General features: G+C 72.8%; 17 protein-coding genes. 14 read left to right on the plus strand and 3 right to left on the minus strand.

Annotated elements, in window-relative coordinates; translation table 11 throughout:
• Positions 1–18 precede the first annotated feature (18 nt).
• The 4 genes from QSK30_RS32505 (at position 19) to smc (ending at position 5,597) form a co-directional block, all read left to right on the plus strand.
• Positions 19–303, plus strand: a complete 285-nt coding sequence (locus tag QSK30_RS32505; RefSeq protein ID WP_285508832.1) for an acylphosphatase — start codon at positions 19–21, stop codon at positions 301–303.
• A gap of 52 nt (positions 304–355) precedes the next feature.
• Positions 356–874 carry a sigma-70 family RNA polymerase sigma factor gene (locus QSK30_RS32510; protein WP_285508834.1) on the plus strand — a complete coding sequence of 173 codons (519 nt, stop codon included), beginning with the start codon at positions 356–358 and terminating at the stop codon, positions 872–874.
• Positions 871–1,680 carry an anti-sigma factor family protein gene (locus QSK30_RS32515; RefSeq protein ID WP_285508836.1) on the plus strand — a complete coding sequence of 270 codons (810 nt, stop codon included), beginning with the start codon at positions 871–873 and terminating at the stop codon, positions 1,678–1,680. The genes QSK30_RS32510 and QSK30_RS32515 overlap by 4 nt, the downstream gene beginning before the upstream one ends.
• Before the next feature lie 95 nt (positions 1,681–1,775).
• A complete protein-coding gene (gene smc, locus QSK30_RS32520; RefSeq protein ID WP_285508838.1) occupies positions 1,776–5,597 on the plus strand; it encodes a chromosome segregation protein SMC in 3,822 nt (1,273 codons plus the stop codon).
• On the opposite strand, the gene QSK30_RS32525 is transcribed toward smc, so the two are convergent.
• Both QSK30_RS32525 and QSK30_RS32530 read right to left on the minus strand, forming a co-directional pair.
• A complete protein-coding gene (locus tag QSK30_RS32525; protein ID WP_285508841.1) occupies positions 5,594–6,187 on the minus strand; it encodes a maleylpyruvate isomerase N-terminal domain-containing protein in 594 nt (197 codons plus the stop codon). The genes smc and QSK30_RS32525 overlap by 4 nt on opposite strands.
• Positions 6,188–6,226: 39 nt before the next feature.
• Positions 6,227–6,736 carry a hypothetical protein gene (locus QSK30_RS32530; protein WP_285508842.1) on the minus strand — a complete coding sequence of 170 codons (510 nt, stop codon included), beginning with the start codon at positions 6,734–6,736 and terminating at the stop codon, positions 6,227–6,229.
• Between the two features lie 409 nt (positions 6,737–7,145).
• On the opposite strand from QSK30_RS32530, the gene QSK30_RS32535 reads away from it, so the two are divergent.
• The gene (locus tag QSK30_RS32535; RefSeq protein ID WP_285508844.1) at positions 7,146–8,063 is read left to right on the plus strand and encodes a GNAT family N-acetyltransferase; all 918 of its coding nucleotides are present in this window, start codon (positions 7,146–7,148) and stop codon (positions 8,061–8,063) included.
• A gap of 63 nt (positions 8,064–8,126) precedes the next feature.
• Positions 8,127–9,563 (plus strand): FAD-binding protein, encoded by a 1,437-nt coding sequence (locus tag QSK30_RS32540; RefSeq protein WP_285508846.1) that lies wholly within the window; start codon positions 8,127–8,129, stop codon positions 9,561–9,563.
• Here the strand turns inward: QSK30_RS32540 and QSK30_RS32545 are convergent.
• Positions 9,556–11,085 carry a sodium:solute symporter gene (locus QSK30_RS32545; protein ID WP_285508848.1) on the minus strand — a complete coding sequence of 510 codons (1,530 nt, stop codon included), beginning with the start codon at positions 11,083–11,085 and terminating at the stop codon, positions 9,556–9,558. The genes QSK30_RS32540 and QSK30_RS32545 overlap by 8 nt on opposite strands.
• Positions 11,086–11,244: 159 nt before the next feature.
• Here QSK30_RS32545 and ftsY point away from each other — a divergent pair, with 159 nt between their 5' ends.
• The 8 genes from ftsY (at position 11,245) to aceB (ending at position 21,594) form a co-directional block, all read left to right on the plus strand.
• Positions 11,245–12,768: a signal recognition particle-docking protein FtsY gene (gene ftsY / locus QSK30_RS32550; RefSeq protein WP_285508850.1), complete on the plus strand. Its 1,524-nt coding sequence runs from the start codon at positions 11,245–11,247 to the stop codon at positions 12,766–12,768.
• 637 nt (positions 12,769–13,405) lie between these two features.
• Entirely contained in the window at positions 13,406–14,086 is a 681-nt protein-coding gene (locus QSK30_RS32555; RefSeq protein WP_285508852.1) for a helix-turn-helix transcriptional regulator, read from the plus strand.
• Positions 14,087–14,211: 125 nt separating this feature from the next.
• On the plus strand, positions 14,212–17,043 hold the full coding sequence (locus QSK30_RS32560; protein WP_285508853.1) for a glycosyltransferase family 2 protein: 2,832 nt from the start codon (positions 14,212–14,214) through the stop codon (positions 17,041–17,043).
• A 26-nt stretch (positions 17,044–17,069) separates the two neighbouring features.
• Positions 17,070–17,894, plus strand: a complete 825-nt coding sequence (locus tag QSK30_RS32565) for a DUF4397 domain-containing protein (protein WP_285508855.1) — start codon at positions 17,070–17,072, stop codon at positions 17,892–17,894.
• Between the two features lie 2 nt (positions 17,895–17,896).
• Entirely contained in the window at positions 17,897–18,520 is a 624-nt protein-coding gene (locus tag QSK30_RS32570) for a class F sortase (protein ID WP_285508857.1), read from the plus strand.
• Between the two features lie 162 nt (positions 18,521–18,682).
• On the plus strand, positions 18,683–19,330 hold the full coding sequence (locus tag QSK30_RS32575) for a sensor histidine kinase (RefSeq protein ID WP_285508858.1): 648 nt from the start codon (positions 18,683–18,685) through the stop codon (positions 19,328–19,330).
• Positions 19,327–19,983 (plus strand): response regulator, encoded by a 657-nt coding sequence (locus tag QSK30_RS32580; RefSeq protein ID WP_285508859.1) that lies wholly within the window; start codon positions 19,327–19,329, stop codon positions 19,981–19,983. The genes QSK30_RS32575 and QSK30_RS32580 overlap by 4 nt, the downstream gene beginning before the upstream one ends.
• A gap of 57 nt (positions 19,984–20,040) precedes the next feature.
• Positions 20,041–21,594, plus strand: coding sequence for a malate synthase A (gene aceB / locus QSK30_RS32585; protein ID WP_285508861.1), 1,554 nt, complete (start codon positions 20,041–20,043; stop codon positions 21,592–21,594).

Below are 21,594 nucleotides of genomic sequence, written 5' to 3' on the forward strand. Positions count from 1 at the left end.
CCGTGCCACCATGGGCCCGTGTCGGAGCAGGAGGACGTGCGGTTGACCGCCTGGGTGCGGGGCACCGTGCAGGGCGTGGGTTTCCGCTGGTGGACGCGCTCGCGGGCGCTGGGCCTCGGGCTGGTCGGCTGGGCTCGCAACGCCGCCGACGGCCGGGTCGAGGTGGTCGCCGAGGGACCCCGCGCGCGGTGCGCCGACCTGCTGGTCGAACTCCGGTCGGGCGGGACGCCGGGCACCGTGGCGGCGGTGGTCGAGCAGTGGGCGGCGGCGAAGGGGAACCTGACGGGGTTCGTCGAACGTTGAGTGGCCGGGTCCACAGTGAACCGTCCGACCGTGGGAGGCGTAGGGCCTGAACGTGGGGAGCACCCCGGAGCGGGGCGACCAGTTCGTCCGCGAGCTCTACAGCCGATACCGGCGACCGCTGCACGGGTACGTCCTGCGCGCGGTCGGCGGAGACCACCAGCGCGCCGAGGATGTCGTGCAGGAGACACTGTTGCGGGCGTGGCGCCACGCCGACTCGCTCGAGGCCGACAAGGCGGGCCCCTGGCTGTACACGGTCGCCAAGAACCTGGTGATCTCCGGCTACCGCAGGCAGAGCGCGCGGGTCGCCGAGGTCCCGATCGAGGGCACCGACCTGCCGCGTACCGGCGACCAGTTCGAGCAGGTGCTGCAGGGCTGGCAGGTGGCCGAGGCGATGCGCGCGCTCTCCCGCGACCACCGCGCCGTGATCGCCGAGCTGTTCTACCGCAGGCACACCGTCGCCGAGGCCGCCAAGGTCCTGGGCATCCCGGCGGGCACGGTCAAGTCGCGCTCGTTCTACGCGCTGCGCGCCCTGCGCGACGCACTGGAGGAGCGGGGGGTGACGGAGCTGTGACCTGTGCCCGCACCCTCTCCCTCGGCGCCTACCTGCTCGGCGCCCTCGACCCCGCCGAGCGCTCGGCGTTCGAGGCGCACGTCAGCGGCTGCGACGCCTGCCGGGGCGAGCTCGTCCGGCTCTCGCCGGTGCCCGGGCTGCTGCACCGCATCCGCGTCGAGGACTTCGAGGACTCCGAGGACGCCGCAGTGGGCCCGCAGGGGTTCGCCGAACCGCGGTTCGACGACGAACCGGACTGGGCCGACTGGGACTGGACCGAGGACAGCAGGGCCGAAGAGGCCAGCGCAGGGAAGAACAGCGCCGGGAAGAACAGCGCCGGGAAGAACAGCGCTGAGGACACCGGGCCGATCCCGCGCCAGCCCGCCTCGCCGCCGGTGCCCAACCACCTGGACCGGCCGCGCCGCGGCAGGCGGTACGCGCTGGTGGGCGCCGTTGCGCTCGCCCTGTCGGTGGGCACGGTGTTCCTCTACGAGGACGCGCACCGCCAGGTCACCCCGGCCGCGGTCATGGTCAGTTGGACGGCCACCGACCCCGCCAGCGGGGTGCGCGCCGACGTCGACCTCACCGACCGGGCCTGGGGCACGGAGGTCAAGATCCGCCTGCACGACGTGCCCGCGGGCAAGCCGTGCAAGCTGGTCGTGCGCGGGCGCGACGGCTACCGCGAGGTCGCGGGCTGGTGGGCCACCAGCTACGTGCAGGGCGAGTCGATCCCGGGCAGCACCTCGATCGACCTGACCCGGATCTCGCGGGTCGAGGTGGTCACCGACGACGACGTCGTGCTGGTCGACGTCCCGGCGCCCTCCTGACCGGCACGCCGCCCCACCTGCCGGGGCACGGCCGAGTCCACCGGTAGTCTCAGCCGGATAACGACGGCTGTCCCGTACCCGGAAGGTTCTGCCTCGTGCACCTGAAGAGCCTGACGCTGAAGGGGTTCAAGTCCTTCGCCTCGGCGACGACCCTCAAGTTCGAGCCCGGCATCACCTGCGTGGTGGGGCCCAACGGGTCCGGCAAGTCCAACGTGCTCGACGCGCTGCGCTGGGTGATGGGCGAGGGCAGCGCCAAGGGCCTGCGCGGCGGCAAGATGGAAGACGTCATCTTCGCGGGCACGACCGGCCGCGCGGCGCTGGGGCGCGCCGAGGTCACCCTCACCATCGACAACGCCGACGGCGCGCTGCCGATCGAGTTCGCCGAGGTGTCGATCACCCGCCGGATGTTCCGTGACGGCGCCAGCGAGTACGAGATCAACGGCCAGGGCTGCAGGCTGATGGACGTCCAGGAGCTGCTCTCGGACTCCGGCATCGGCCGCGAGATGCACGTGATCGTCGGCCAGGGCCAGCTCGCCGCGATCCTGGAGTCCAAGCCCGAGGAGCGCCGCGCGTTCATCGAGGAGGCCGCGGGCGTCCTCAAGCACCGCAAGCGCAAGGAGAAGGCCCTCCGCAAGCTCGACGCGATGCAGGCCAACCTGACCCGGCTCAACGACCTCACCGCCGAGCTGCGCCGCCAGCTCAAGCCGCTGGGCAAGCAGGCCGAGATCGCCCGCAAGGCCCAGTCGGTGCAGTCCGAGCTGCGCGACTCCCGGCTGCGGCTGCACGCCGACGACCTGGTCACCCAGCGCGGCGACATCGCCCGCGACCAGGCCGACGAGGCCACCGCCCGGCGCAAGCGCGCCGAGGTCGAGCAGGCGTTGGAGATCGGGCAGGCCCGGCAGACCGAGCTGGAGGACCAGCTCGCCGTCGACGCGCCGATGCTCGCCGCCGCGCAGGAGACCTGGTACCGCCTCTCCGCGCTGGAGGAGCGGCTGCGTGGCACGGTCCGCCTGGCCGTCGAGCGCGCGCGGCACCTGTCCGCCTCGGTGGAGGCCCCCCGCGGGGGGCGCGACCCCGAGGAGATGGAAGAGGAGGCCGAGCACACCGCGATGCGCGAGGCCGAGCTGTTCGAGGCGGTCGCCGAGGCGCGCTACGCGCTGGCCGAGTCCACCGAGCGGCGTGCCGAGCTGGAGCGGATGGTGCAGGCCGCGGAGAAGGCCCACCTGGCCGCCGTCCGCGCGATCGCCGACCGCCGCGAGGGCCTAGCCCGGCTGGCGGGGCAGGTCGAGGCGCTGCGCAGCAAGGCGAACGCCACCGGCGAGGAGATCGAGCGGCTGTCCTACTCCCTCGGCGAGGCCAGGGAGCGCGCCGAGTTCGCCGCCGAGGAACTGGCCGTCTCCCAGGAGGAGACCGGGGTCGAGGACACCGACGACGCGGGCCTGCTCGAGCGCCACCAGCGGGCCGTCGCGGCCAACGACGTGGCCCGGGCCCGGGTCGACGAGCTGGTCCGCGCCGAACGGCAGGCCGAGCGGGACATCGCCTCCTGGCGGGCCCGGGTCGACGCGCTGTCCCTGGGCCTGTCCCGCAAGGACGGCGCCGGTGCCCTGCTCGCCGCCGCCGACCGGTTGCCCGGATTGCTGGGCTCGGTCGCCGCGCTCTTGACCGTCGAGCCCGGCGCGGAGGCTGCCTTGGCCGCCGCGCTGGGGCCGGTGGCCGACGCGGTCGCGGTGGCGAACCCGGACGGTGCCGTGGACGCCCTGCGCATGCTGCGCGCCGGCGACGGCGGCCGCGCGGGCGTGCTCATCGGTGGACCGGCCGCGGCGCTGGACCGGGGGAGCTGGCCGGTGCTGCCCGCGGGCGCGCGCTGGGCGGTCGACCTCGTGCAGGCGCCGCAGGCCCTGCTGCCCGCTGTCCACCAAGCGCTTGACCAGTTGGCCGTCGTCGAGAGCCTGCCCGAGGCACAGGCGTTGGTCGCCGAGCACCCGCAGCTGCGTGCCGTCACCGCCGAGGGGGATGTCCTCGGTGCGCACTGGGCGATCGGCGGGTCCGAGCGCGCGCAGAGCGTGATCGAGGTCCAAGCCGCGGTCGACGAGGCCAACGCCAAGCTGGCCGCCGCCGAACGTGCCCAGGAACACGCCTCCGCCGCGCTGGAAGGCGCGCGCGCCGAGCAGCAGGCGCGCCGCGTAGATGTCGACGCGGCCAAGGAAGCGGTCAACGAGGGCAAGGTGCGCGCCGCGCGCTCCTCGGAGCGGTTGAACCGGATGCGGCAGGCGCTGCGCACTGCCGAGGCCGAGGTCGAGCGGGCCCTCAACCAGCGCACGAAGGTCGAGCTGGCGCGCGAAGAGGCGATGACCAAGCTCGCGGACCTGGAGGAGCGGCTCGCCGTCGTCTCCGAAGAGCCGATGGACAACGAGCCGGACTCCGCCGAGCGCGACGAGTACACCGCTGCCCTGGCCGGCGCCCGCCAAGAGGAGATGGACACCCGGCTGTCGCTGCGCACCGCCGAGGAGCGCCACCGGGCGTTGCAGGGCAAGGCCGACCAGCTGCGCCGCGCGGCCCGCGCCGAGCGGGAGGCCCGGGAGCGGGCCTCCCGGGCGATGGAGTCGCGCAAACGCGGTGCCACCATCGCCCAGGCCGTGGTCGACGGCGGTGAGCTGGCCCTGGAGCGCATCGCCCGGTCGCTGGCCCGCGCCGCCGAGGACCGCGACGTGGTGGCCGCCCAGCGGTCCGACCGCGAGCGGATCCTCACCGAGGTGCGCGGCAAGGTCCGCGAGCTGTCCACCGAGCTGGAGAAGCTCACCGACGCGGTGCACCGCGACGAGGTGCTGCGCGCCGAGCAGCGGCTCCGGCTCGAGCAGCTGGAGCTCAAGATCGCCGAGACGTTCGGCATCGGTCTGGACGACCTGGTCGCCGAGTACGGCCCGGACGTCCCGGTGCCGCCCAGCCCGGCCGAGGTCGCCGAGTACGAGGAGGCCAAGGCGCGTGGCGAGGACGTCTCGATGCCGCCCTCCTCGCCCTACGACCGCGACACCCAGGCCCGCCGGGCCAAGCGCGCCGAGCGCGACCTGTCGCTGCTCGGCAAGGTCAACCCGCTGGCGCTGGAGGAGTTCGCCGCGCTGGAGGAGCGCTACAAGTTCCTCGCCACCCAGCTCGAGGACCTCAAGGACACCCGGCGCGACCTGCTCACGGTGATCAAGGACGTGGACGACAAGATCCTCGAGGTCTTCACCTCGGCCTACGAGGACGTGGCCCGCGAGTTCGTGACCGTGTTCGACGTGCTCTTCCCCGGCGGCGAGGGCCGGATGATCCTCACCGACCCGGACGACCCGCTGACCACCGGCGTGGACGTCGAGGCCCGCCCGCCCGGCAAGAAGGTCAAGCGCCTCTCGCTGCTCTCCGGCGGGGAGAAGTCGCTGGTGGCGGTGGCCATGCTGGTCGCGATCTTCCGCGCCCGGCCGTCGCCGTTCTACGTGATGGACGAGGTCGAGGCGGCCCTGGACGACACCAACATGCGTCGGCTGATCGGGTTGCTGGAGCAGCTGCGGGCGAGCTCGCAGCTGATCATCATCACCCACCAGAAGCCGACCATGGAGATCGCCGACGCCCTCTACGGCGTCAGCATGCGCGGCGACGGCATCACCCAGGTCATCTCCCAGCGCCTCGTCCGCGACCGCGACCGCCCGGCCCTGCCCGCGGCAGCCAGGGCCAAGCCCGCCGCGGCGCCCGAGGTCGCGGCGCCGGTGTCCGACGAGTCCGCCGCACCCGTGCCGATCGCGGATGAGTCCGCGGCCGCCGACTCGCGGCCCGTGTCGGACGTGGAAGCGGGTACCGAGGACGGCGGCAGAGCGGCGGCAGAGCTCGATGGCGACGCTGCGCCTGGCACCGCTGATCTCGCCGCCGAGGAGCCCGCCCGCTAGGGCTGGGTGCCGTCCCACTCCGACAGCGGGGCGCAGTGCCAGCGCCAGTCGGTCAGCCGCTCCCGGCCGGGCAGCTCCACGCGGCCGTTGGCCCAGAGCAGTGTCTGCCACGGGTCATCCCCGGGCGGCGCCCACGGGAAGAGTCGGTCCAGGGTCGCGCGCGCGTGCGCGCGGTCGGGGGTGAACTCGACGCCGAGTCCCACCGCGGCGTCGCGGGTGTGCACCAGGATCTCGTCGCAGGCCATCCCGGCGAAGCCGGTCGGGTCGGCCAGCCCCCAGGGGTGCCAGCCGCGCGCCGCGGGCGGGCTGCTGCCGACAACCGCGGCCAGCACCCTGGCGGCGGTGCCCAGCGTGCGGACCAGGTCCGCGGGCGGCGAGTCGGGTCGCACCCGAACGTCCGAAGTGGACAATTCAGGCGGCCCGGCCGCGAGGTCGGTGCCGTACCAGAGCAGGCAGTCGCTGATGTGCGCCACCACACCCGCCACCGTGAGCTCCAGCCCGGGCACCGGTGCCGACCAGTCGGCGCCGACGTTGGCGTGCAGGAAGTCGAGGCTCTCGGTGGCCACGGAAAACAGAATCGCCCCGTCCATGCGGGCAGCATGGCCGGGGCGACTCGGTCGAGGCAAGCCTCAGGCGGCGGGGTAGCCCGGGTTCGGCTGACCGGGGTGCCCGGGAGCGGCCCTGGGGGCCGCCCGGAAGGTCAGGAACGCCGCCACGGTGGACACGACCGCCGCGAGCAGGCCCAGGTACAGGCCGAAGCCCGCGCCGTCGGAGATCCCGGAGTCCGCGCCGAGCGCACCGATGCCGCTCGAGCTGGACAGGGTCAGCCAGCGGATGATGATGAACACCACGGACACCGCCGCGAGGATCAGCCAGATCAGCGGCTGGTTCTTCACCGCGTTGCCGAAGTGCGGCAGCAGGATCAGCACCGCCGCGGCGACCAGCAGCAGCACCGGCAGCCAGCCGAGCAGGCCGACGCCCCACGCGGTCAGCGAGGTGCTGATGCCCGCGAAGGCCAGCGAGGAACCGCTGAACGACAGCGAGTACCAGGGGAAGAAGCTGGAGATGAACGCGAGCACGCCGGCACCGATGCCGGCCCACTCGATCGGCGTGACGCGGTTCGCGTCGAAACTAGCCATCGGCAGGGCCTCTCTTACAGGTCACCGGAGGCGATGTGCGACCGTCCGGTTGGGATCGTGAAAGCCCCGCCGCGGGCGGGACGCCGTGAGGATCGCACAAAGTATGGTCCGATCCGATCGTTTCGCAAGTAACGGGACCGTCTCAAGATCTCGACAAACCCCCGGACAGGTGACCTGTGTCGTCCATTGGGGACATCTGGTGACTGTCCGGACGTGTGCCGTCGCTGTGCGGGGTGATCGGTTCGGCGTGCCTCGATCACCCAGAGTGCACGCTTTGACGATTCAGCGGTGCCCGGGTGCCGCGGGGTCGGTCCCGATGCGTGTGCGTACCGCTCCGTGGACACCCGCCCCTCGGTCGTCGCGGTAATCCGCTCGCGCCGGGGCTCGTCCGGAGTTCACGATTTCGGACATGTATTCGATGCGCCCCGCCACACCCGCCGACCGACCCGCCGTGGTCGAGCTGCTCGTCACGCTGCAGGCGGACCCCGAGCACCTGGTGGGCTACCACGGCGTCACGGCCGAGGAGCTGGCCGACGAGCTCGCCGGGTTCACCCCCGACTGGGCCTCCGGGGCGGTCGTGGGCACCGACGACGGCGGTGCCGTGCGCGCGGTGCTCAGCGCGCAGGTCGACCCCGAGCTGGGCCGGGCCTGGCTGCACGGCCCGTTCGTCGACATCCCCGCAGGTCACCCGGCGGGCAGGCAGCTCTGGCACAACACCGCCGACGACCTGCTCGACCTCGCCCTCGGCCTGCCCCGGCTGGCCGGGGTGACCGACCTGGAGCTCTACGGCCACCGGCGCAACCGCAGGCTCGGCGACTTCGCCGCGCGACACGGGTTCGCCGCGGGCGCGGCGAGCCGGGTGTTCACCCTCACCGGCTCCGCGCTGCGGTCGGTGCTGGTCGGGGTGGCCGACAGCACCCCGGGTCCGCGGCTGCTCGATCGGGACCCGAGGGTCCGCGCCGAGGTCGTCGACCTGCACGAACGGTGTTTTCCCAACCGCACCATCACCGGTAAGCAGCTGGTCGCGGGCGCGCGCGGGCACACGGTCGTGGTGCTGACCGGCGCCGACGGCGTGCTCGGCTACGCGGCCGGGCTGGCCCAGCCCGAGGAGCTCTACGTCGACTACGTCGGCGTCGACCCCAACATGCGCGCGGTGGGCGCGGGCCGGTCGCTGGTCCGCGCACTGCTGCGGGCCATGGTCGCCGAGCACGGCGCGCGCCCGCAGGCCGCCGCGGTGATCGCTCTGGGCAACGACGCCTCCGAGCGGATGTTCAGCGCGCTCGGGTTCGACCTGCACCTGGAGTTGGTCGGCTACCGGCGGCGGTAGCCGAGCGAGTTTCACTCGTTAGGGTGACGCCCATTCGTGATCACCCTCGCATGAGGAGCGTCCATGCCGAACCGCCGCCACGTCCTCGTCGCCGGTGCCGCAGCGGCCGCCGTCGTCGCCTTCGACCCGGTGGGCCTCGGCTGGGTCACCCAGGCGCAGGCGGACACCGGTGCCACCGGTCTGGCGGTCCCCGACCTGGACGGGGAGCTGGTCACCGACGAGGCGGCGCTGGCCGAGGCGGCCGAGGACTACGGCCAGATCGCGCACCGCCGCCCCCGCGCGGTGCTGCGGCCCGCGTCGGTCGAGGACGTGCGGCGGGTGGTCCGGTTCGCCGACCGGCACCGGATCGCCGTGGCCGTGCGCGGCCAGGGGCACTCCACCTTCGGTCAGGCCCAGGCCCCCGCGGGGGTGGTGATCGACTCCCGCACGCTGTCCCGGGTGCACGGCATCACCCCGCGCGGCGCGGTCGTCGACGCGGGCGTGACCTGGTTCGACCTGTTCAGCGCGGCGACCGCGGCGGGCCTCACCCCGCCGGTCGCCACCGACTACCTCGGCCTCTCGGTCGGCGGCACGCTGTCCGTCGGCGGCATCGGGGGCGCCAGCTCGCGCCACGGGCTGCAGGTGGACAACGTGCTGGAGTTGTTGGTCGTGACCGGTGACGGCAGGCTGCTGACCTGCTCGCCCACCCAGAACCGAGACCTCTTCGACGCCGTGCTGGGCGGCCTCGGTCAGTACGGGATCATCGTCCGCGCGACGCTCCGCCTGATCCCGGCCAAGACAACCGCCCGCGTCTACCGGCTTACTTACGCTGACCTGCCGTCTCTTACCGCCGCGCAGCGGATTGCCCTTGCCGACGGTCGTTTCGACTACCTGGAAGGCCAAGCAGTCTCCACGCCCACCGGCTGGAGCTACCTCTTGGAGGGCGCGGTCTACCACTCCGGCGCCGCACCGGACGACGCGAAACTGGCGCGCGGCCTGCCCACCCCGGCGGCGACTGAGGTCACGAGCCTCCCGTACCTGGACTGGATCAACCGGATCTACGCGCTCGTCGAGCAGCTCAAGGCGCTCAGGTTCGCGAACCCGTGGCTGAACCTGTTCTTGCCGGACAAGGCGACCGACGCCTACATCGCGGACCTGCTCTCCCGCACGACGCCCGCTGACACCGGCGGCGGCCCGATCTTGTTCTACCCGGTGCCGCGCAAGCGTCTTACCCGTCCGCTGGTGTCTGTTCCGGACAGTCCTACCGTGTTCGTCTTGTCGATCCTGCGCACCGTGGCACCCCCGGACGAGACGGTCGTACGCAAGCTCTTGACCGACAATCGCGCCGCTTACGAACGGGCCCGCGCGATCGGCGGTACCCAGTACCCGATCGGCTCGATCCCCACTACCCGCGCCGACTGGCCGCGCCACTACGGCGCCGAGTACGGCCGGGCCCGCAAGGCCAAGGCCCAGTACGACCCGCGTGGCATCCTGGCGCCCGAGCAGGGAATCTTCAGCTGAGAGGTAGCGAGGTGGGGGAGCGGCGGTGGCGCAGGGAGAGCAACCCGCCCACGACCAGCGTCACCGCCACGCCCAGCGGCGTGTACCAGGGGAAGGCGAGCGCGACACTGCCCTGGGCCGGGTTCGGCTTGCCGAAGTCCACGCCCAGCAGGGCGCCGGAGGACTTGCTGAACTTCAGCCCGAGGATCACGAACGCCATCACCGCCACGGTGGTCACGAACGCGACGACGGCGTCGGCCTGCCGGGCCCGGCGGACCAGCAGGCCGAGCAGGAACGCCCCGAGCAGCGCGCCGTAGGTGTAGCCGGTGATCGCCAGCCCGGTCTCGACGATCGGGTTCTTGGTCGTGGTGAACATCGAGGCGAACACGATCAGCGCGCCCGCCCACACCACCGTCCACAAGCGACCCTGCTTGAGCGCCTCGGCGTCGGACAGCGGCCGCTTGACGATCTTCTGGTAGACGTCGGTGACCGTCGAGGAGGCCAGCGCGCCCAGCGACGAGCTCAGCGCGGCCGCCAGAATGCCCGCGATCACGAAGCCGGACAGCCCGCTCGGCAGTTCCTTGACCACGAATGAGGCGAACAGCTCGTCGCCGGTGGTCAACCCGAGACCCGACACCGGGTCCAGACCGCGGTAGAAGGACCAGAGCATCGTCCCGATGAGCAGGAACATCGCGAACTGCAGCAGCACCACGAATCCGCTGGCCACCAGCGCCTTCTGGCTGGCCCGCAGGTCGTTGCAGGACATCAGCCGCTGCACGATCAGTTGGTCGGCGCCGTGCGAGGCCATCGACAGCACCGCCCCGCCGAACACCGCGGCGACGAACGAGTACGGGTTGGCCGTCGGCGCGGAAGCGAAGTCGAACAGCTGCGTCTTACCGGCCTCGACCGCCGCCGACAGCCAGCCGTCGGGCAGCTTCCCCGCGAGCACCACGATCACCGCCACGCCACCGGCCACGTACCAGAGCATCTGGATCGCGTCGACCCACACGACCGCCCGCACACCGCCGAAGAACGTGTACACCACCATCGCCACACCGAGCGCGGCGACGATCTGCCAGTAGGCGGCGCTCACCCCGTAGGCCGCTAGTACCACCTTGATGGGGATCGCGGTCGCGAAGAGGCGCACACCGTCGGCGAGCAACCGCGTGAACAAGAACGTCACCGACGCGGTGCTCTGCAATCCCGCCCCGAACCGCTCACCGAGGAAGTTGTAAGCGGTGGTCACCTCACCCGCGACGTACCGCGGCAAGAGGACGAAGGCGACAACCGTCCGGCCGATGATGTAACCGATGGCTAACTGCAGGTAGGTGAACGCGCCGAGGTAGGCCACGGTGGGCACGCTGAGCACCGTGAGCGTCGAGGTCTCCGCGGACACGACCGAGAGGCACGCGACCCACCACGAGATCTTGCCGTCGCCGACGAAGTAGTCCCTGGCCGAGCGCTGCCGCCCCGCGATGAGCACGCCCAGCAGCGGCATGCCCACCAGGAACACCACGATGATCGCGAGGTCGAGCACGCGCACGGGTTTCCCCCTGGTCCTGGGCCTGCGGTGCAGGCGTCGACACCTGGCTTGTCGAGGAAGTGGTCTATTGCACTCGGCTGCCGCGCGCAAGATCTCAGTTGTCCACAGGCCGGGTGCGGCGCCCAGCGGGCCCGCGCCGCGGGATGCGAGGATGGCCGGGTGTCGGACACCGTGATCATCATCCTCATCGCCGTCGTGGCGCTGCTGGTCGTCGCCCTGGTCACCGGCGTCGTCCTCACCCGGCGCAGGCGGATCAGCCTGGACGAGCCCAAGCCCGAGGTGACCGAGCGCCCCAAGGGCGGTGGCTACCAGGCGGGCAGCGGGATCAGCCTGGCCCCCGGCGGCCCCCGGGACGCCCCGACCGCCCCACCGGTCCACCCGGCGGGCGAGCGCACCGAGGTCGACGGTCAGCCCGGGGTCGGCGACGACGCCTCGGTCCCGCGCGACTCGGCCAAGCGCGGCATCGTCGATGTCACCCTCCCCGACGCCCCCGACACCACCACGGTCCCGGGCGCCGATCCCCAGACCGACACCGCGCAGCCGACTGAGCCCAAGACCGGCACGGTCCCCGCTCCCCGGTCCGACACCGACACGTCCGCCCAGCCCGGTTCACCCGCCCCAGTGGACCCAGCCCCGCCGACCGACCGCATCCCGGTACAGGCGGAACCCGAGACCGAGCGCCTCCCGGTCCAGTCCGCCCCGCCCACCGACCGCATCCCGGTCCAGCAGGTCGACACGGCGGACGACATCGCCCCCACCTCCGGCCGCCTGGAACGACTGCGCGGCAGGCTCTCCCGCTCCCGCTCCGCGTTCGGCCAGGGCCTCCTGGGCCTCTTGGGCGCGGGCGACCTGGACGAGGACTCCTGGACCGACGTCGAGGACACCCTCCTCCTCGCCGACCTGGGCGCGGCCACCACCCAGGACGTCGTGGACCGCCTCCGCGTCGAACTCGTCGCCCGTGGCGTGCGCACGCCCGAGCAGGCCCGCGCCCTGCTCCGGGAGGTCCTCGTAGAGGCCCTCCACCCGGAGATGGACCGCGCCGTCCGCGCCCTCCCACACGGTGTCGGCGCCGACAAGCAGCCCGCGGTCGTCCTGGTCGCAGGCGTCAACGGCACCGGCAAGACCACCACCACCGGCAAACTCGCCCGAGTCCTGGTCGCCGACGGCCGCACCGTCGTGCTGGGCGCGGCTGACACCTTCCGCGCCGCCGCCGCCGACCAGCTCCAGACCTGGGCGGACCGAGTCGGCGCCCAGGTCGTCCGCGGCAAGGAAGGCTCCGACCCAGCCGCCGTCGCCTTCGACGCGGTCAAGACCGGCCGCGCCACCGGCGTGGACGCGGTCCTGGTCGACACAGCGGGCAGGCTGCACACCAAGACCGGCCTGATGGACGAACTCGGCAAGGTCAAACGAGTCGTCGAGAAGCAGGGCAAGGTCGACGAGGTGCTGCTGGTCCTGGACGCCACCACCGGCCAGAACGGCCTGACCCAGGCCCGCGTCTTCAGCGAGGTCGTCTCGGTCACCGGCATCGTCCTGACCAAGCTCGACGGCACCGCCAAGGGCGGCATCGTCTTCCAGGTCCAACGCGAACTCGGCGTCCCGGTCAAGCTCGTCGGTCTGGGCGAGGGCCCGGACGACCTGGCCCCCTTCGACCCCACCGCCTTCGTGGACGCCCTGCTCAACTAGCCCGCACAGCAACAACACTGAGGCGCCGCGACCCAAGGCCCAAGGCGGCCACGGGCTCTGCCGCCGACCCCTAAACCCTCGTGGTCGCCAACGCCCCAACCCTCGTTGTCACCACCGGGCCCCCACCCCCGCCACCGCTGACCGCACCCCGGCATCCGGGCACCTCGGCACCCGGGCACCCCGCCACCCGGGCACCCCGCTACCCGTCTACTCCGGCACCCCGGCGCCCGCTACCCCGGCACCCGTTACCCCGGCACCCCCTGAGGCCATCCCTGCCTTCCGCTCTCCCCTCCTCCCACCAGCCGCAACACGCCCCCCTGACCTGCTGGATTGGGTGGAGTGGCTTTGTTTGGGGAGAAAAGAGGCGCTAGCCTGGCCCAGGCGTGGGTGATCCCTTCCCCACCCGCTTCACCCCGGCGCCTCTTTTCTTAGGGGCCCCAAACAAAGCCACTCCACCCAATCCAGCACCCCCACCCAACCGCGCCCACGAAAGCCCAAGAGAGCCAAGAGAGCCCAAGGGCTCAAGCACACGCACCGCAACACACCCACCCCCACCAGCCACGATCGAGTGAACCAGTCACCATCTCGTCCAGATGCATGAGGACATTCGGCTCATCCACCCGGCACCCTGTCGCCCGTGGACCCGCTACGCCTCTGGTTAGTCGACGACCACGCCCTGCTCACCGAGGCGCTGGCCGCCAGACTGGCCGCCTTCGCCGACCTGTGGGTGGTCGGTCACTCGACCAGTGACGACCCGCAGCTGCCCGCCCGCCTGGCCCGCGAGCGCCCCGACGTCATCACCGTCGAGCCCGAGTCGGCCCGGCGGTCCGAGGCCGAGCTCTTCGCCGCGCTGCGCTCGGCGGCCCCGGACGCCCGGCTCGTCGCCCTCACCGGCAGCCGCGACCCGCTGCGCGCCCTGGCCGCCGCCCGCCTCGGTGTCGACGCGTGGATCCCCAAGGCCGCGGGCACCACTCACCTGGTCGAGGTCCTGCGCGGGGTCTGCCGGGGTGACGCCTGGTTCCCGCCGCGCTTCCTCGGCGTGATCCTGCGTGGCCTGCGCGAGGACGTGCACCGCTCGCGCACCGGCACCGGCCCGCTGGACTCGCTGTCCGGCCGGGAGCGCGAGGTGCTGGCCTGCATGGTCGACGGGATGCGCGGTCCGGAGATCGCGTCCGCGCTCGGCCTGTCCGCGAACACCATCCGCACGCACACCCACAGCGTCTATGCCAAGCTCGGCGTGCACAGCCGGTTGCAGGCCGTCAGCGCCGCCCGGTCGGCGGGTCTCATGCCGCGCGCCGATCCCCTCCATTCGACGTAGCCGCCCTCATCCAGCCGGGTGAGCCCTTTCGGGTCGTCGGATCCTACGGTCGCACCGACGGCACGGGAAAAGCTCATGCCGTCTACGGGGGTGGGCTCGGTGACCTACGGCAGACCGGCGCGCTGGTGATCCCGGCGTGGCTGCTCGCGGTGCTCGTGGTCGGCGTCGGCTTCCCGGTCGGCACCGCCCTCGGTGTGCTGCTGCGCGACCGCCAGCGCGGTTCGCTGCTGGTCGCCCGGGGTGAGCCGGTGCTCGGCGAGGTCGCGGTGGTCATCGCCGCGCGCGACGCCGAGGGCGAGATCGTCGCCGCCATCGAGGCCGCGGCCAAGCTGGTGCCGCGCACCGACATCCACGTGGTCTCCGACGAGTCGACCGACCGCACCGTCGACGTGGCGCACGACCACGGCGTGAACGTCGCCGAGACGCTGCGCCCGGCGGGCCGGGCGGGCGCGGTCGCCGCGGCGCTCACTGGTTTCCAGGCCCTCGACCGCTACCGGTACGTGCTGGTGCTCGACGTCGACCACCGCCCGCACCCGCAGTTCCTCGACCGCACCCTCCCGCTCTTCGACGACTCCGATGTCGCCGCCGTCTCCGGTTACGCGCAGACCGATTGGGACTCCGCGCGCCGCGGCTTCGTCGGGCGCCTGCTCACCGCCTACCGGGCGCGCGCCTACGCGCTGACCCAGTGGTTGCTCACGGTCAACCGGACGCGGCCGCGGGTCGAGGCGGGCAGGCTGCTGCCCAGCCCGGCCCGGATGTACCGGTCCTCGGTGCTGGCCGCGCTGGACGCCGACCCGCAGGGGCTGGTGGTGGCCGACTTCGACCTGTCGAACCAGATCTACCGCCGCGGCCTCGGCCGGGTCGTGGTGGTCCGCGGCGCGGTAGTCGGCACCCGCGACCCGGACAACCTGCGCACCTACGCCCGGCAGGTCCGGTTGTGGACGCGCGGGTTCTGGCAGGCCGCGCGCCGCGACGGTCGTGGCGGTCCGCACACGGCGGGTCTAGTCGCGTTCGCGGTGGAGAACGTGCTCACCTCGGTTGCACTGCTCGCCGTCCCCGTCCTGGCCGCGTTCGGGTTGATCACCGTCCCGGCGTTGCTCCTCGGCGTTTTCCTGCCCGACCTCCTGCTGACCCTGATCGTCGCCGCGCGCCAGCGGGAGTCCCGCTACCTGCCGATCGCCGTGTTCTTCCCGTTCATGCGCCTGTTCGACGCGGTGCTGCACCTCGGTGCGCTGGTCGGACGGGTGCCCGCGCGGTGGCTGAGCCCAGTGCGGCCCCTCTCGGTGCGCTCCGCGTCCACCCGGGTCCCGTGGTGGCGCACGAAGCCCGTGGCCGCCGTCGGCTGGTTGCTCGCCGCGGCATCCGGTGCGGCGCTTGCCGTGCGGGTGGCGATGGTTTCGGCCACGCTGCCGGTTTCGGTCGCGGAAAACGCGATCGTGGACGCCGTGTACGGCGGTGTGACTGGCCAGGACGTCCCCTCAGTCCCGAGTGGACTGGTGTTCCCCGACCTGCAGATGGTGTTGTACGCCGGGATCAGCCGCGCCTTCGAGCGCTACAGCAGCGTGTTGATCAGCGCGCGCGAGGTCTCGGTCGCCGCTGTCGGGGTGGCCGCGCTGTGCCTGGTGCTGATCGCCTTGCTGCTGCGCGTCCGACCGCTGGCGGCCGCGGTCGCGTTGGCCGCAGCTGCGGTCTGCGTGCCCGTCGTCGCTGCCTTCGCCACCGCCGGGCCTGGTCCGCTGGGCGCCGCCTGGCTCGGTGTCGCCGGCGTGTCGGCCGCCGCCGCGGTGCGCAAGAAGGACCCGAAACTGCTGACCATCGCCGTCATCGCGCTACCGGTGGCGGTGGCCACGGTCCCGTTGGTGCTGCTCCCGGTCGCGGTCGGCGGGCTCGTGTGGAGCGTGCTCGCGCGCAAGTGGGTGTGGACCGGCGTGCTGGGCGTCGTCGCTCTGGCAGGCGCGGCGCTGATCGCGCTCGATGTCCTCGCCGTCCCGTCCTCGGTGGTGCTCGGCGCGGACCTGCGCGACCTGCTGTTGATCGGCTGCCTGCTCGCGGGGGCGGGTGGTCTGCTGGTCGGCCGGGCACGCCCGGTCGCCGCCGGTCTCCTCACCGCCGCGCTGCTCTCGCTGGCCGGTGGCGTCGCCACCGACGCACTCGTCCCGGTCTCGCTCGCCTGCGCGGTGCTGGTCGTCGCCATCCTGGCCGACGAGCTGGCCACCCGGATCCCCGACGGCGCGCCGGCGCTCGCCCGCCGGGCGGGCGTTGCCCTGGCCGCGATCGCCGCCCTGGCCGGCGCTGGCTGGGGGGTGCGGGTCGGCACGCCGGTCACGCCGTCGGCCGACCACCGGGCCGCCGTCGACTGGTTCACCGCCGCCGCCGCGTCCACCACGGACCTGTCCGCGCCGCCGCTGCTCTGGTCGGACCTGCGCCGCGACCTGGCCCGCGCGGGTCAGCCCGCCAACCGCGCCCACCTAGGTGGCGTCACGACGCTCGCCGCCAACGGCACCGGGCTGCCGCTGGCCCGCTTCCCCGGCATCACCATCACCCTCACCGACGGCGGCGCGGGCTACGTCGCCGACGGCAACCGCAACGCCGCCGGTGGCCAGCTCGCCGCCAACGACCGCATCGAGATGCCCGACACCGTCCGCGCGGCGCTGCGCGCGGGCCAGGTCGACATGCGGGTGATGGCGGTGCTCGCCGAGATCAGCGCCCAGCACGACCTCACCCTGGCCGAGGTGTCCAACCCCGCGCCGGAGGCGGGCTCGGAGCTGCCGCTGCGCACCGCCGTGCTGTCCGAGGTGGACGGTGCCCCGGCGACCGACCCGGCGGTGGTCACCGCGCTCAAGACCTGGCTCGCCGCCCAACTGCCCCCGTACGCCCCCGACGACTCCCGCGTGACCGATCGGGGGTTCGCGCTCAGCTGGCGAATGCCCGCCCCCGGCGCCCCGGTCCCGAAGTGAATCCCCATCCCCGTAAGGACGAACCGATGAGCAAGACCCTCCGCCGTTTCCTCATCCCGCTGCTGGTCGCGGGCCTGGCGAGTGTGTTCGCCGGGGCCTTCCTGCCCGCGCAGGCCGCCACCGGTACCTACCTCCGCCTCGCCCACCTGTCCCCGGACACCCCGGACGTCGACGTGACGGTCACCAACTTCGCCCGCCCCGACTGGTCGGTGAAGCTCAACGGCGTCGGCTACGGCGACATCTCCGGCTACCAGCGCATCGAGCCGGGCACCTACACCGTCGCCATGCGCGCGGCCGGGGCCGACCCGAAGAGCGCCCCGGTCATCTCCGCGACCCTGGACGCCACCGACGGCCGCGCCTACACCGTCGCGGGCCTGGGCAAGTTCACCTCGCTGTCGCTGAGCGTCCTGGACGACGACATCACCCTCCCGCCCGCGGGCAAGGCGCGGATGCGCGTGGTCAACGGTGCCCCCAAGGCCGGTGAGCTCGACATCGACCGCGCGGGTGTCCCGGTGATCGAGAAGGCCGCGTTCGGCAAGGCCACCGCCTACAGCCTGGTCGACGCGGGCGCCTCGGTGCTGCAGGTGCTGCCCAAGGGCGCGCCCGCGACCGACCTGCCGGTGACCCTGGACCCGGGCGGCGTCTACACGGTGCTGGTGTTGGAGAAGAACGGCGGGCTGACCGCCGAGGTGAAGGCCGACGCCAAGGGCGCCGAGGTGGTGCCCGCCGGTGGCGTGGAGACCGGTGGCGGGTCCACCAGCCGGGTGATGGTGCTGACCCTCGGGCTGATCGCGGTCGCGGGTGCGGCGGGCGCGCTGTTCGTCACGGTGCTGCGCCGCCGCAAGGCGTAGGCGTGAGCGGGTTGGGCCGGGTCGCCACCGGGGCGTTGGCCGCGGTGGCGGTGCTGCTCGTCTCCTTCGGGGTGGCGGGCGCGGGTCGGGGAACTCCCGCGCCCGCCGCGTCCGCGCCGGTGACGACCACCGAACCCGGTCCGACCTGGTCGATCGAGACCGCCTCGGCCGACCCGGCGCCGGTGCGCCCGGCCCGGGTGCGGATCCCGGCGATCGGGGTGGACACCGCCCTGGTCGACATCGGGGTGGACGGCACCGGGGCGCTCATCCCACCGACCGCGGCCGACATCGCGGGCTGGTTCACCGCCGGGCCCGCGCCCGGCTCGGTCGGGCCCGCGCTGCTGGCCGGGCACGTCGACTCCCGGGCGGGGCCGGGGGTGTTCTTCCGCCTGGTCGACCTGCGGCCGGGGGACAGGATCGAGGTCGAGCGCACCGACGGCAGCAGGGTCGCCTTCGCGGTGGCCACCACGCGGCACACGCCGAAGACCGCCTTCCCGACCGACCTGGTCTACGCGCCGACGCCGGTGCCGGAGCTGCGGCTGGTCACCTGCGGCGGCACCTTCGACCGCTCGATCCGCAGCTACCGGGACAACATCATCGTCGAGGCGGTTCTCACGACCGGGTGAAGGTTGGTCACGCTGCGCTGAGGAAATGGGAATGTTCACTGCGACATCGGAGTGAACCGAGGGCTCGTCCGCTCCGAATGCCCGGTGACGGCGGCGGCCGTCGGTGCAACGCGGGGGACCCGCGCGCCGATGTCGCTAGAGGACACTCCCTGGGGGCGCCGAATGGACTGGTCGCACGACCGACGCGCCGGCACGGGTCGCCGCCGAGCCGACCGTGACGAGCGGTCCGCGCTCAACGACCTGCTGCACGACCTCGGCCACGACCTGGCCACCCTGTCCCTGCTCACCGAGTCCGTCCGCGCCGACCCGGCGCTGAGCCCGGACACCCGGACCAGGGTCGAGCTGATCGATGCCCAGGTCACCCGGCTCATCGACCTGGTCAGGGGCGGTCCGCTCCGGCCGGTGGACGCGATCGACGTCACCGCCCTGCTCGCCCAGCTGGTCTCGGTGTTCGCCGCCGCGGGCGCGCCGGTCGAGCTGGTGCCCGGCGAGCCGGTGCGGGCTGTTCTGGACCCGGGCGTGCTCTGGCGGGTGGTGGCGAACCTGGTCGACAACGCGGTGCGCGCGGGCGGCGCGGTCCGGGTCGGCGCCTCGGGTGGCGACAAGACGGTGGTCGAGGTGGCCGACTCCGGTCCGGGCTTCGGCGCCGGGCCGCCCGGGCATGCCGGGCGCGGACTGGGCATTGTGGACGGTCTGGTCCGGGCGGCGGGGGGCACCGTCGAGATCACCCCGGAACTCCCCACCGGTACCCGCATCCGAGTGACCTTCGGCGTCGTTGAGCCTGCTGACGGAACCCCGGAGGCAGAATGACCGACCTCGTCCTGTGCGACGACCACGCGGTCTTCGCCGACGCGCTGGGCACCGTGCTCGGCCAGCACGGCTTCGTGGTGCGCGCCGTCGCCGACACCGTGGCCGCCTCGGTGGCCGCGCTGCGCCGGATGCGCCCCGACCTGTGCCTGCTCGACCGCAACCTCGCCGACGGCGACGGGGTGGCCGCGCTCGGTGAGCTCACCGCGGCCAGCCCGCGCACCAAGATCCTGGTGCTCACCGCCGACGACGACCCCGAGGTCGTCGCCCGCGCCCTCGACGCGGGCGCGGCGGGCTACCTGCACAAGACCGGTAGCGTCCGCGCGCTGGCCCAGGCCCTGCGCCGGGTGCTCGACGGCGAGGTGGTCGTCGACCTGCCCACCCGCAACCGGGCGCCGCGGTCGCCGGAGGTGCTGCACGCGCACCGCCTCGCCGCCCACCTGACCCCGCGCGAGCGCCAGTGCCTGGCCCTGCTGGTCGAGGGCGCGGGCACCGCGGCGATGCAGCGCCGGATGGGGATCTCCTCGACCACCGTGCGCACCCACGTCCAAGCCCTGCTCACCAAGCTCGGGGTCCACTCCCGCCTGGAGGCGGCCTCGTTCGCGGTCCGCCACCGGCTGCTGGCCGACCTGCCCGACCGCGCTACCGGGACTTGAACGGCCGGGTCCGCGTCGCGGGTACCTGAATCGGCCGTCGGGGGCCACTATGTCCCCATGGCCGAGATCGACGTGACCGGCGGGCCGGTGCCGCGTGCCGAGGAGATCCTGACCCCGGCGGCCCTGGAGTTCGTGGCGAGCCTGCACACCGCCTTCGCCGACCGGCGGGACGAGCTGCTCGCGGTGCGGCGGCAGCGGCGCCCGCTCGCCTTCCTCCCGGAGACCCGCCGGGTCCGTGAGTCCGAGTGGCGGGTGGCCGAGGCGCCGTCCGCGCTCACCGACCGCCGGGTGGAGATCACCGGCCCGACCGAGCGCAAGATGGCGATCAACGCGCTCAACTCCGAGGCCCGGGTCTGGCTCGCCGACCTGGAGGACGCGAACACCCCGCACTGGGAGAACGTCGTCTCCGGTCAGGTGAACCTGTACGACGCCGTGCGCGGCACGATCTCATTCACCTCTCCCGATGGCCGCTCTTACGCGCTCGCCCCTGATACGCGCCCCGCCGTGATCGTCGTGCGGCCGCGCGGGTGGCACCTGGACGAGAAGCACATCTCGATTAACGGCAAGCGCGCGATCGGCGCGCTGGTCGACTTCGGTCTGCACTTCTTCCACAACGCCCAGGCTGCCCTCGACCGCGGCGCGGGCCCGTACTACTACCTCCCCAAGCTGGAGAGCCACCACGAGGCACGGTTGTGGAACGACGTGTTCACCCACGCTCAGCGCGAGTTGGGTATCCCGCACGGGTCGGTCCGCGCGACCGTGTTGATCGAGACCATCCCGGCGGCGTTCGAGATGGACGAGATCCTCTACGAGCTGCGCGAACACGCGTCCGGGCTTAACGCGGGCCGGTGGGACTACCTGTTCAGTCTTATCAAGTACTTCCGCGACGCAGGACCAGAGTTCGTACTACCTGACCGCGCTAGCGTCACCATGACAGCGCCGTTCATGCGCGCGTACACCGAGTTGCTCGTGCGCACCTGCCACCGGCGGGGCGCGTTCGCGATGGGCGGCATGGCGGCGTTCATCCCGAACCGCCGCGACCCGGAGGTCACAGCGCAAGCGTTGGCGAAGGTGCGCGAAGACAAGGGACGTGAGGCCGCGGACGGTTTTGACGGCTCTTGGGTCGCCCACCCAGACCTGGTCCCCGTGTGCCGCGAGGTGTTCGACGGAGTTCTTGGGGAGCGGCCGAACCAGCTCGACCGGTTGCGCGACGACGTAAGCGTCAGCGCTCAAGAGTTGCTCGACGTCGCCGCGACGCCGGGGGCGGCTACAGCGGCGGGGTTGCGCTCAGCGGTTGATGTCGGGGTGCGCTACCTGGTGTCGTGGCTGTCGGGCAACGGCGCGGCGGCGATCCACAACCTCATGGAGGACGCCGCCACCGCAGAGATCTCCCGGTCGCAGATCTGGCAGTGGGTGCGCAACGCGACCCTCTTGGACAACGGGGTCACGGTGACCGAAGAGCTAGTCCGCGAGGTTCTCGGCGAAGTGCGGCGAACACTGTCCGACCTGCCTCAGGACACTGTGGACACTGCTGTCGACCTCTTCGCGGAGGTGGCACTCGCCGCGGACTACCCGGATTTCCTCACCATCCCCGCATACGAGCGGATCTGA

Origin of the sequence: Actinokineospora sp. NBRC 105648 (assembly GCF_030269645.1) — a bacterium.
In the GTDB taxonomy this organism is placed as follows: Bacteria; Actinomycetota; Actinomycetes; order Mycobacteriales; family Pseudonocardiaceae; genus Actinokineospora.

Coding starts and splice junctions, on each gene's coding strand:
- QSK30_RS32540 (WP_285508846.1), top strand. CDS start 8,127: ATGCCGAACCGCCGCCACGTCCTCGTCGCCGGTGCCGCAGCGGCCGCC.
- aceB (WP_285508861.1), top strand. CDS start 20,041: ATGGCCGAGATCGACGTGACCGGCGGGCCGGTGCCGCGTGCCGAGGAG.
- QSK30_RS32580 (WP_285508859.1), top strand. CDS start 19,327: ATGACCGACCTCGTCCTGTGCGACGACCACGCGGTCTTCGCCGACGCG.
- QSK30_RS32535 (WP_285508844.1), top strand. CDS start 7,146: ATGTATTCGATGCGCCCCGCCACACCCGCCGACCGACCCGCCGTGGTC.
- QSK30_RS32565 (WP_285508855.1), top strand. CDS start 17,070: ATGAGCAAGACCCTCCGCCGTTTCCTCATCCCGCTGCTGGTCGCGGGC.
- QSK30_RS32525 (WP_285508841.1), bottom strand. CDS start 6,187: ATGGACGGGGCGATTCTGTTTTCCGTGGCCACCGAGAGCCTCGACTTC.
- QSK30_RS32575 (WP_285508858.1), top strand. CDS start 18,683: ATGGACTGGTCGCACGACCGACGCGCCGGCACGGGTCGCCGCCGAGCC.
- QSK30_RS32530 (WP_285508842.1), bottom strand. CDS start 6,736: ATGGCTAGTTTCGACGCGAACCGCGTCACGCCGATCGAGTGGGCCGGC.